This is a genomic window from Bacteroides hominis (assembly GCF_033042785.2).
Classification (GTDB): Bacteria; Bacteroidota; Bacteroidia; order Bacteroidales; family Bacteroidaceae; genus Bacteroides; species Bacteroides hominis.
This window is the reverse complement of record NZ_CP178829.1, coordinates 4,656,298-4,668,575: the sequence shown is the minus strand read 5'-3', so window position 1 is coordinate 4,668,575 and position 12,278 is coordinate 4,656,298. Positions and strand designations below refer to the sequence as shown.

The following is a 12,278-nucleotide window of genomic DNA, read 5'->3' as shown; positions in this document are numbered from 1 at the left end:
ATCTGTAAAACATGAAAACAATAAAATTTAAATATCTTCTTCCCTGTGCATTGCTGGGAATGATGTTAGGAGTAGCGTCTTGTGTGAACGACCTCGATACGGTTCCACTGGACAAAGACGAATTGGTTTCCGACGTTGTTTTCGGGAACGAGCCTTTAGCCTATGAACAGAGCCTCGCTAAGATTTATGCGGGTATGGCCATCGGTGGTAACAGCGGAGGTGACTCCGATCAGGATGTGGTAGGTATCGACGGCGGTAGCCAGGCTTCCTTCCTCCGTGTATTGTGGAATATGCAGGATCTGCCTTCGGACATCGCACACTGTGCATGGAACGACCCCGGTATCCCTGAATTCAACCACATCTCTTGGGGTGCATCCAGTCCGTGGATCAAGGGTTCATATTACCGCCTGTTCTATCAGATCAACGTAGCCAACGCCTATCTGCGCGAGACGACCGAAGATAAACTGGATGCCCGCGGTTGCGACGCTTCACTGAAAGCCTCGATCAAGACATGGCGTGCCGAAGCCCGTTTCCTGCGTGCACTGAGCTATGAGTATGCGCTCGACCTGTATCGCAATGTACCGTTTGTAGACGAAAACAGCCCGATCGGAAGCATTCCGCCGAAGCAGATCATGGCTGCCGACCTGTTCAACTGGATTGAGAAAGAGCTGACTGAGTGTGTGGAAGATATGTCGGAACCGACAGTGGGATACAGCCAGGACTACGGACATGCCAACAAGGCTGCCGCATGGGCACTCTTGTCACGCTTGTACCTCAATGCGGAGACTTACGTCGGCCTGAACAAATACACCGAATGTATCACGTATGCAAAGAAGGTGATCGAAGTGGGCTATCAGTTGGAACCTGTTTATGTGGATATGTTCAAGGCAGACAATCACTTGTCTAACGAAATGATCTTCCCTGTACGCTATGAAGGCGACCAGACGATGACCTGGGGTGGTATGACCGCTTTCTTATGTTGGGGGGCTACGGCAACTCAGGATGAAGTCAACGCCAAAGGAGCATGGCAGGGTGTAAGGGCAAAATCTTCACTCTACAACCTGTTCCTTAAAGAGAGCGGCAGCGATGCGGATACCCGTAAGGCAATGCTTCGTACCGATCTGACAACCAGTATTGAAATTATTGACGAAAATACATTCCAGAATAATGGTATTCCTGTTACCAAATATTTCAATGTGAACAAGGATGGAACGCTGCCTCCTTCTAAGGAAGCTTACGTTGATTTCCCGCTCTTCCGTCTGGGTGAGATCTACTTGACGTATGCGGAAGCTGTGCTCAGAGGCGGTCAGGGTGGCGACAGAGCTACTGCTCTCCGTTATGTGAACGATCTGCGTAAAAGAGCTTACAGTGATAAAACGCTGGCTCCTATCTCCGATTCCGATTTGACATTGAACTTCATCATTGACGAGCGGGGCCGTGAATTCTTCTTCGAAGGACAACGCCGTACGGACCTGGTACGTTTCGGACTGTTTACTACTGCCGGTTATGTATGGCCCTGGAAGGGCGGTGCAGCCAAAGGTAAGGCTGTAGATAGCTTCTACAACGTGTTCCCGATTCCGTCAGACGATATCGGTTCTAACACCAATCTTAAGCAGAATGAAGGATACTAAAATCGAATGACCATTAAAAACAACGAATAAGATTATGAAGAAAATATATTTCTATACACTGTTGTTAGGGCTCCTGGCTTTTACGGCTTGCGAAGACGAGAAGTCGCCCGTCATGGAGTTGCAGAAAGCCTCTGCTTTTGAGCCTTTCTCTCAAAGCGACTTTACTTTCAACGATGAAAATGCTGCGGCGGAGTTTCCTGAGATTAAGTGGACGCCGGCGGACTATGGAGTGAAGGCAGTGGTGAACTATGACGTTACACTGACGAATGACGCGAATGCGAAAACCGTTTTATTAGGTGAAACCGGGGCTACCGTCCTGAAGTTTACCAATGCGCAGATGAACGCTATGATGGCCAAAGTGGGCGCTTATCCGGGACAGACTTATAACTTTACGATTACGCTGACTTCTAAGCCGTATGACCTGACAGCTGATCCGGCTTCGAACTCGATTACTTTCAAGGCTACTCCTTTTGATCCGAATGCGGTTGACTGGAAATTTGCTTATGTGGCCGTGGGGTATCCTGATTGGGACTATACGAATGCTTATCTGTTGGGCGACCCGGATGGCGACGGGGTGTATCAGGGATATGCCAACTTTGACGCGGACGGCGCTTCGTATGCCATTGTGGACGGAAGTGATCTTACCAAGGTTCTGGCAAAGGACCTGACGGTTGCGAAAAAAGGATTTTACGGAATCAAAGTAGATGCCGAAGGTAAGGTAGAACAGACCGAACCCCTTGTATGGGGAGTGGTGGGAGACGCTACTTCCGGTGGTTGGGATAAGGACACGCAAATGGATTATGATGCCACTACCCGCTTATGGACGGTGACTACTTCGTTGCTTGATAAAGAGTTTAAATTCAGGTCGAACAATAGCTGGGATTCCGATAACTACGGAGCAGTGTCCGGTAAGGAGTCTGAGCTTGAAGGCGAACTGGTGGCAGGACCTAATAATTTTAAGGTGTTGAAAGCCAGTCCATATGTGATCACTATGAATCTGACAAATGCCGGTAAATATTCTTATAGTATGGTAGAAACTACCATTGAATTGTCGAGTGCGGAAATGGCATTGCCGGGAAGCTATCAGGGATGGGACGCTACTAAAGATGATTGTTACAAAGTGCAATCTGCTGCCCGCGACTTTATCTATACCGGAACGCATTATTTTGATGCCAATACCGAATTTAAATTCTGGGATGCTGGTACATGGATCGGTATGGAAGGTTCTATCAGTTGGGATGGAGATAAGAATGTAGGGACATTTACCCTGAAACCTGAAGGTGGGGATAACATCAAGATTGAAACAGCCGGTTACTATCGGGTAGGGGCCGATATGAAGAAGCTGACAGCTTCGTTGACCAAGACCGGATGGGAAGTGATCGGTGACGCCACGCCCGGCGGATGGGATAAAGGAACCTTGATGAATTATGATCCGGCAACCAAACTCTGGTCGGTGGATGTTGTTCTGGTGGCCGGTGAGATGAAGTTCAGATGGGATGGTGCATGGACTGTCAATCTGGGCGGCGCTCTGGGAGCACTGACTCAGGATGGTGACAATATGAAGGTGACAGCCGGAACTTATACCATTGTGCTGAATCCGGATGCCAAAACGGCTACCATGACTAAGAAATAATCCTGTATTTTTTACTACAGGTAATTTTCTCACCACAGAGAACACAGGGTAACACAGAGTATTCATGTCGATAATCAGTGACATAAAAATCGACTCTGTGTTACGCTGTACCCTCTGTGGTGAATTTTTATATACCCCTCTCTTCTTTTTATATACAATAATACCTTTTAATCTATGAAATATTTATCTTTTCCGTTTCTGCTTCTCCTGCTTCCGCTGATTGGTCTCGGTTGTTCGTCGGATGAAGAAGAAACCGATTCTCTGATCCTTTCGTCTGATAGTGAAACTTATTTTGAGCAAGGCATTGACTTTCCCGCCGTTTCGGGAACACGGACTTTGTCGTTCTCGGCAGGGCGTCCGTGGCGGATCTCGCTGACCAGTGCGGATACACGTACGGCGGCAGACTGGTGTACGGTGACCCCGTCTTCGGGTGGGGCGGGCGACGCTTCCGTCACTGTCAGTACACAGGAAAACACCGGTTATGACAGCCGGAGCGTGAAACTGACCTTGGTGACAGGAGGAATTGAAAAGAGCTTTACCGTTTCACAAAAGCAGAAAGATGCGCTGACACTGACGGCCTCCCGCTTCGAAATAGGCAAAGAAGGAGGAAATGTGCAGGTGGAAGTAAAAGCCAATATCGCATTTGAGGTCGAAATCCCGGAAGCGGGCCGCAGTTGGATTTCTCAGGTCAATACCCGCGGATTGGTGTCTGCAAACCTGACTTTTGCGGTGGCTCCCAATCAGGGGCCGGCCGGGCGTGAAGGAGAGATTGTGATCAGGAGCGGCAGCCTTTCGGAAAAGCTCCGGATCACACAGGAGGGGAGCTGTGACGACGGGCTGAGTTTCCGGCCCGGGGCTCCGGATGCCGATCTCCCACTGACCCTGTACTTTAAAGCAACGAAGGATTCTCCGCTTTATGACTATACGGGTGATGTTTATGTACATGCGGGAGTGGTGTCGGAAGGGAGCTGGATGCATGTGCCTGCGGACTGGAATACCAATGTGGACAAGTGCAAAATGGACCGGGTGGCGGATAATATCTGGAGCATTACGCTGGAGCCTTCGATACGCCAATGGTTCGGTTCGGGCGAGACTCCGGTCCGGCAGCTGGGCATCGTCATCCGCAGTGCCGACGGCAGCAAAAAGGGACTGGACGGGGACTCGTTTGTCACTGTTACCGATCGTTTGTACAAACCTTTTGAGCCGGCGGCTGTCAAATATGCCTCCATGCCCGGCGGTTTGCAGGAAGGCATCAATCCGGTGGATCCGTCGACTGTCACACTGGTGCTGTATGATAAAGACAAAAAGGGAGGACATAAGGACTTTGCACATGTCGTGGGCGACTTTAATGACTGGAAGCTGAGCAATGAAAGCAACAGCCAGATGAACCGGGATGACGCTGCGGGGTGCTGGTGGATTACGCTGACCGGACTTCAGCCCGCCCGTGAATATGCTTTTCAGTATTATGTGGGTACGAGGGAAGGGGAGACCCTTCGTCTGGCCGATGCTTACAGCCGTAAGATACTCGATCCGGATAATGATAAATACATTTCCTCTTCTACCTATCCCGATGCGAAAGAGTATCCTTCGGGGGCTGTCGGCATTGCTTCTGTGTTCAAGATACGGGAGGATGCTTATGACTGGAAGGTCAAAAATTTCCGGATACCCGATAAAGAGAACCTGATGATCTACGAACTGTTGTTGCGCGACTTCACTGCTACAGGCGACCTGAACGGGGCGATGGAGAAGATAGGGTATCTGAAAAGTCTGGGCTTCAATGCCGTCGAGCTGATGCCGGTGCAGGAGTTCGACGGAAACGACAGTTGGGGATACAATCCTTGTTTCTATTTCGCTCTGGACAAGGCTTACGGTACGGACCGCATGTATAAGGCTTTCATCGATAAATGCCACGAAGCGGGTATGGCTGTCCTTTTTGATGTTGTCTACAACCATGCCAGTGGTTCGCATCCTTTTGCCCGTTTGTATTGGGATACCAAAAACAACCGTACGGCAGCCGATAACCCCTGGTTTAATGTGAAAGAGCCCCATCCTTACGGTGTCTTCCACGATTTCAACCATGAATCGCCCTTGGTGCGTGCATTTGTAAAACGGAATCTGAAGTTCCTGCTGGAAGAGTATCACATCGATGGTTTCCGTTTCGACATGACGAAGGGATTCACGCAGAACAGCAGTACGGAGGCCACCGCCGGAAAATATGATGCTTCGCGTATTGCCATCCTGAAAGATTATAACGGGGCAATTCGTGAAGTGAATCCGCAGGCTGTCGTCATCCTTGAGCATTTCTGTGACGAAAAAGAGGAGAGCGAGTTGGCGGAAGAGGGCATGCAGCTTTGGCGCAACCTGAACAATGCTTATTGCCAGTCGGCAATGGGCTATCAGTCGGACAGTGATTTTACTCCGTTGGTCACTTTCGGAACTACCATGCCCTACGGAGGATGGGTTGGTTTTATGGAAAGCCATGACGAAGAACGGACAGCCTTCAAGCAGATTGCTTACAGCGGGGAGCCTTTAAAATCGGATCTGAATGCCCGTATGAAACAGCTTGTCACGAATGCTTCATTCTTTTTCACGGCACCCGGGCCTAAGATGGTCTGGCAGTTTGGTGAAATGGGATATGATGTATCGATTGAAGAGGGAGGGCGGACCGGTAAGAAACCCCTGCATTGGGAATATCTGGATAATGGAGCCCGGAAAGAATTGTGTGATACGTACGCAAAGCTGTTGAAACTGCGGCGGGAACATGCTGAACTCTTTGATCCCGGAGCCACGTTCTCCTGGCTGGTGAAGACGGCCAACTGGACCGGAGGACGTTTTCTCACCCTCGAGGCAGCCAACGGCAAGAAGTTGGTGGTGGTGGGCAATTTCACCGCTAAGCCGATAGAGGCAATCACTACCTTCCCGGCAACGGGAGTCTGGACGGAGTATCTGAATGGTACGAAACTCCATGTGACCTCGATGCAGACCGGCCTGACGATACCTGCCCATGGATGTCGCGTCTATACTAACTTCTGATTATAAAAAGGGCTACACCCTCTGTTCCGGAAGGTGTAGCCATACACAGCAAAGGGTGTAGCCACGGCGGTCGGATGGCTACACCCTTTGAAATATTGGTGACTGGGCTTTACAGCAGGCTGATCTTCGACAGCATCTTCTCTGCCCAGTTCATCTCTTCACCGATCCATCCGGATTCTTCCGAACCGAGCGCGTTCTGCTGTTGGTATTGCATCAGCAGATCCCTGTATTCCTTCAGCTTATCGGCAGCCTTTACCTGTTTGTTCATGCGCATCAGCAGCAGGATCTCCTGTTTGTTGATGTCCAGGTTGCGGGCGGTAGCGATCTCTTTGGCTTTCTCCAGCAGTTTCAGGCAGGATTCATTGCTTTCGGGAGTGTTTTCCTGTGCCATGCGTGCTTTCACCAGAATTACGTAATCGTGGTCCGAAGCCACCTTGTTGTCTATGTTCTTGCATACAAGCTGTTCGGCCATTTTGTAGCGTTTGTCTCCCTGGTACATGGCTGCGTTGAACGTCACGATATCCGATGTCGCTTTCTGATAAGCATGGCTGTGGATGCTTTCTTTTTCTCCCAGTTTGGCAAGTCGTTCTTTCAGTCGTGCATAGCTGTCATATCGTGTCAGGTTGTTGTAACGGTGCGTTGAACCATAGAAATCTTTTATTTTTGCGATAGCCGAGGATAATGCATCGGGGTTCAATCCTTTGAATGCCAGATAGTCTCTTGCAATCCGGTCGGCCTGTATCTCTTGTTTGCTGTTGTAATCCATTCCCAGGCGGTTTACTGTCCGTACGTTGACCAATGCCGCAATGGTTCCGATGCTGGCGGCCAGTTCAATGGCGCCCACCCGTTCGTCGTATCCGTACATCCAGTTGGTGTCATCGGCCGCCATGGCTACCGTACCGAGCACGTCTGCCCAGAAAGCGGCACGTTTGGCACGGGTTTCGGCACGTGACACGTTGTTCACCTGATGATCGAGGATGAAGTGAACCATTTCGTTGGCAATGACGGCTTCCAGCTCCTCTTCGGAGTCGAGTGTGCACAGTAAACCGGTACTTACCAGCATAGCGCCGTTAGGCAACATATAAGCATCCGGTTCGGGCGACTGGATGATGCGTACATTCAGGCGTTCCGGACGTTTGGAATCCACCTCTCCCGGATTGACTTTGGCAAAAATGGCTTGTACGTAATCCTCGATGTAAGCGTCTTTATAACTGATTTCGTTTAATTTGTCCAGATAGTCCAGGCACTCCTCGTCCAGCTCTTGCCGCATGTCATAGCGGTATCCTTTCCGGTCGTAGTAATCGTACATGCCTTGTGACAGGTAAATCCCCTGCCAGTACTCAAGGACCGTTTCCGGTTTCAACCGGATGATTTTGTTGGCTTCTTCCTCTCCGATAGGATATTGCAGTCCGTCGATTTCCACTCCGTAAGTGATGCCCACCGCATCGTTGGGCGAAATTCTCATCTTTCGCACTCCGCGTATGACGACCGGAGTCCCTTTTGAGTAGTTTTGATATTTCTCCGTCAATTCGCCTTTCAGCGCGATAGGACCGCTGAGATTATCCCCTTTTCCACTTTTGGCATACAGGATGCACGATGTCAGAACAAGCACAAACAGAATAGCAAGTCGTTTCATAGTCGTATCTTTTTTAGTAAATTTATTATTTAGATGTTACGAAGATACAAAAGAAGTTCCCTCTGTCACAGCTTTTTTCCCTATTGTGCAATAGGATTTTCCCTATAAAGAATATGCCTCTTTGTATTTAGATATAAATAATATACTTTATATTTGTACATTTTAAAATTGAAAGGGAAAACAAACGTCAGCAAGAGTCTTAATGAAACGTTCCAGAATTCTATACATTGCCGTTATCGGCCTTATCCTGATTTTAGCCGCCGGTTGGGCATATTCTGTACAAAGTCACCAGACGGAACAGATGGAGAAGAATATACAATTGGTTTATTCGTTCGGTCCAAATGATATAGGATATGGTAAGTTCCGGCAAAATCTGGAAGAGGAACTGAAAGCAAAAGGGATTACTCCACGGATTACAGAATTTTATTTAAATTGTGAGTTTTACAACGAGCAGGAGGAAGTAGAACGCATGCGCGGTTATCTGGATTCTGTTGGTGACGAAAGTGTGGATATGCTGCTGGTTGTAGGAGATCAGGCTGCTTATTCGGTTTTGAAGTCGGCACACCCTTTGCTGCGGAAGCGTCCTGTTGTGCTGAGTAACATTCATTTTCCCAACGAAGAGCAGTTGAGGCAATACGAGGATGCACCGGTATATTTACTTTCCGATAGACCCGATTTCAAAACGAACATCGAATTCATGAAGCGGCTGTTTGGCCGTAACAATATCACTGTGGTATATAACCTGGATTTAACATTTTTGGGAAAATGTTCTATGAAGAGGTTACTGGAGGAGGAGGATAAAAAGAATATTGTTATATGGGGGAGACAGAAAGGTATTTTTGATTCGAACATCTATCAGACTCTTTATGGCCTGGCTCAGAAAGAAAATCTGGCCATAATGGACCGTTTTTCCCGAAATGAGGATACCAAGGATTTTACGATAAAGATGTTTCCTTTCCGTTATATGGCAGGGTTGTCTCTGCTTGTGATTACCGGCATGCCCGAAGAACGGCAACATGATACGGCTTTTTTGCTGGATAAATGGGATGTTTCGACCATGCCTGTTTCCCGCGTGCTGAATATTCCTTCATTCAGTTGCATCCGTGAGGGGTTTAATGAAAATATCGGCATTGTAGGTGGATATATGGCTACCGATGCAATATCGGCAGGGGCCGTAGCTTTGCTGGCAGAAGAACTTTGGGTGGGGAATGGAGTTAAAGGGCCTAAACGCCGCGAGCTTGCCAAGGAATATATCTTGGACTGGACCCCTTTTTCTGCTTTTAAAGTTTTTGATGTAGCCAATGTACCGGAGAATGTAAAAATACTCAATCGGCCTTTTTACGATAAATATCGTCGTGAAATATATGTCTCCGGAGCTGTCTTTGTCTGTTTGTTTATTGTCTTGTTTATTGCCCTGCTGCGCATCCGCCGCAAAGTCCGTTGTGAACATGAAGATATACAGGCTTTGAAGAGCGCACACGAGCATCTGTCTCTTTCCACCTCGGGAGGAAATATCTCTTTGTGGTATATACGCAGGGGAGAGCTGAACCTGGACGAGAACTTTGTACAACTCACCGGTATCAAGTGCCGGCGCTATGCTTTCAGGCAATTCTTAAAGTATCTGCATCCCGATGACATGCAGTGTATTGAGAAATTATTCAGGGAGACGAAAGAGTTGCAGGTGATGGCTCTGCAGCGGCTGCGGTTCTGCTTTGATGAGGCGAAAGGGTACGAGTGGTTTGAATGCCGTTGCGACAGCCTGAAGGATAATCAGGGAGAATTGGTGATAGCAGGTGTCATACAGAATGTACAGGAACTGGTACGAAGGGAGGACGAACTGATCAGGGCGAAAGAGATTGCGGAAAACGCTGAACTGAAGCAGTCGTTCCTGGCTAATATGAGCCATGAAATACGTACACCGCTAAATGCCATCGTCGGCTTCACCAACATCCTGGTAGACGAGACGGCCGGGGAGCTTGACGAGGAGGAGAAGAAGGATATGATCGGAATTGTGAATCATAACAGTGAGTTGTTGCTCAAGCTGATCAGTGATGTGCTGGATATTTCGCGACTGGACTCCAATAATCAGGAATTTGTCATAGAACGGTATGACCTGGCGAAGATTGTTTCTGAAATTTATCGTACCCATCAGGTGATCATTCATCCTCCTGTAGAGTTCCGGTTGAAGATGGACGATAGCTGGACTGTGTATGTGGCAGTGGATAAGCTCCGCCTGATACAGGTCATTTCCAACTTCCTCAGCAATGCGAACAAGTTTACTGTGGAGGGTAGCATTACGCTGGGATGTGAAGTGGATCCCGGGCGGGCCGAAGTAGGCATTTATGTGGAAGATACCGGCAAAGGGATCGACACCGGACACCTGAACGCCATTTTCGACCGTTTTTATAAAGCGGATGAATTTGCGCAGGGCACCGGATTGGGATTGTCTATCTGCAAGGTGATTGCCACACGGCTGTCCGGACGTGTCGAAGTGCAGTCTCAGGTTGGAAAAGGCAGTCGTTTTACTCTGGTGCTTCCGTTAATAAGGAATTCGGAAGGATGATTTCCATAATCTCTTCTTCCATATAGGCAAAAAAATAAGCTGCCTCCGCAAAGGAGGCAGCTTATTTTTATCAATCGGAAGTCCGTTTGATTATTTCTTACGGTTACCGTAACGGCTCATGAACTTGTCAACACGTCCGGCTGTATCTACCAATGTAGATTTACCTGTGTAGAACGGGTGAGAAGTGCTTGAGATTTCGACTTTCAGCAACGGATAAGTTTCACCTTCGAATTCGATGGTCTCTTTAGTTGCCACAGTTGATTTAGACAAAAACATATCACCGTTTGACATATCTTTGAATACTACCGGACGGTATGATTCAGGATGAAGACCTTTTTTCATTTCAATATTTGTTTTTTAAATTATTATATCGTTTACTATTTGGTAAGAATAGTGTAATGGTCATTTTTCAGAGCGCAAAGATAATGCTTTTTTGTTTCTTAGGAAAAAAGTTTCGGAAAAAAAGTCGTATTCTCGCTTTTTTTTAAGACTTTTGCAGGGTTGACGGAGAAAATCCGTTGGTTTAAAGTCAAGGTCCCGCTGGTTTGAAATCCCAAAAGGACATTAAATAGTTAAGAAATGAACTAAATTCACCACAGGGCAACACAGAGTTTTATAGAGATTTTTTCTTCTTTCCAATATCCTGATAACAAGAACTTAAGGCTCTGTGTTGCTCTGTGGTGAATCAAACTTAAAACAAAATTATGAAGAAACTGATTATTGCATTCGGCTTTTTAGTGTTGCTGTCTGTCGGTGTCCGTGCGCAGGAGCACAAAGACGGGCTGTACAGCGTTGCCTTTTACAATCTTGAAAACCTGTTTGATACCATTCACGATGCCGGAAAAAACGATTATGAATATCTGCCGGATGCTGCTAAGGGATGGAACTCGGAGAAGTATCACTCCAAACTGAAAAAACTGTCCAAAGTGCTGGGTGAACTATCGCGCGATAAAGTACCTGCCGGACCTGCCGCCATTGGGGTGGCCGAGGTTGAAAACCGGAATGTACTTGAAGACCTGATTCGCCAACCGGAAATGGCTGCGGGAGGTTATCGCTACATACATTACGAAGGACCCGATAAACGGGGAATCGACTGTGCGTTGCTGTATGATCCCAAACAGTTTACTCCCCGTACGACGGCATTGGTTCTTTCCACTCCGTTCGAAGGAGATACGATTCACAAGACCCGTGGATTCCTGATCGTCGGTGGTGAACTGGCAGGCGATAAGGTATGTATGATTGTAAACCATTGGCCATCCCGTGGGGCGAAAGAGCCTGTGCGTATGCATGCCGCCATGCAGGTGAAGGCATTGAAGGATTCGTTAATGCGTTCGGACAAAGACCTGAAACTGATTATTATGGGTGATCTTAACGACGACCCGATGGATCAGAGCCTTGCCGTGCTGGGAGCTAAGAAACACGTCGCAGATATGACGGAGGATGACCTCTATAATCCTTGGTGGGTGACGCTGGAAGATAAAGGAGTCGGCACTTTGCTGTATCGCGGCAAATGGAATCTGTTCGATCAGATTATTATTTCACCCAGTCTGCTTCAGGCTGCAAAAGGACTGAAATATGATCATAACGAAGTCTTTCTGCGTGAATACCTGTTCCAGCAGGAGGGCAGATACAAGGGTTCACCGTTGCGCACCTACGGCGGTAAGGTATGGTTGGACGGTTACAGTGACCACTTGCCTACCATAATATATATGAGGAAACAATAAAACCCTTTATTTGCCACGTAGACATTACAAACGGCTCTTAAAGGATGGGAAATAAATT

7 protein-coding genes are annotated in these 12,278 nt (G+C 47.8%); 5 read left to right on the top strand and 2 right to left on the bottom strand.

Features of this window, described 5'->3' with window-relative positions:
• Window positions 1-11: 11 nt before the first annotated feature.
• The 3 genes from R3O62_RS19755 to R3O62_RS19745 all read left to right on the top strand — a co-directional run bounded on the left by R3O62_RS19755 (window position 12) and on the right by R3O62_RS19745 (window position 6,297).
• Window positions 12-1,631: a RagB/SusD family nutrient uptake outer membrane protein gene (locus tag R3O62_RS19755; protein ID WP_233484381.1), complete on the top strand. Its 1,620-nt coding sequence runs from the start codon at window positions 12-14 to the stop codon at window positions 1,629-1,631.
• 34 nt (window positions 1,632-1,665) lie between these two features.
• Window positions 1,666-3,264 (top strand): SusF/SusE family outer membrane protein, encoded by a 1,599-nt coding sequence (locus R3O62_RS19750; RefSeq protein ID WP_317472814.1) that lies wholly within the window; start codon window positions 1,666-1,668, stop codon window positions 3,262-3,264.
• Window positions 3,265-3,438: 174 nt separating this feature from the next.
• Complete coding sequence (locus tag R3O62_RS19745; protein WP_317472813.1) at window positions 3,439-6,297, top strand: alpha-amylase family glycosyl hydrolase; 2,859 nt, start codon at window positions 3,439-3,441, stop codon at window positions 6,295-6,297.
• A gap of 109 nt (window positions 6,298-6,406) precedes the next feature.
• Here R3O62_RS19745 and R3O62_RS19740 read toward each other — a convergent pair whose 3' ends face one another.
• Window positions 6,407-7,933: a M48 family metallopeptidase gene (locus R3O62_RS19740; protein WP_005807676.1), complete on the bottom strand. Its 1,527-nt coding sequence runs from the start codon at window positions 7,931-7,933 to the stop codon at window positions 6,407-6,409.
• 202 nt (window positions 7,934-8,135) lie between these two features.
• Between R3O62_RS19740 and R3O62_RS19735 the strand changes: the two genes are divergently transcribed.
• A complete protein-coding gene (locus R3O62_RS19735) occupies window positions 8,136-10,496 on the top strand; it encodes a sensor histidine kinase (protein WP_005807675.1) in 2,361 nt (786 codons plus the stop codon).
• Between the two features lie 90 nt (window positions 10,497-10,586).
• On the opposite strand, the gene R3O62_RS19730 is transcribed toward R3O62_RS19735, so the two are convergent.
• Complete coding sequence (locus tag R3O62_RS19730; RefSeq protein ID WP_005780644.1) at window positions 10,587-10,838, bottom strand: type B 50S ribosomal protein L31; 252 nt, start codon at window positions 10,836-10,838, stop codon at window positions 10,587-10,589.
• Window positions 10,839-11,200: 362 nt separating this feature from the next.
• Here R3O62_RS19730 and R3O62_RS19725 point away from each other — a divergent pair, with 362 nt between their 5' ends.
• The gene (locus R3O62_RS19725) at window positions 11,201-12,220 is read left to right on the top strand and encodes an endonuclease/exonuclease/phosphatase family protein (RefSeq protein WP_317472812.1); all 1,020 of its coding nucleotides are present in this window, start codon (window positions 11,201-11,203) and stop codon (window positions 12,218-12,220) included.
• Window positions 12,221-12,278: the final 58 nt, after the last annotated feature.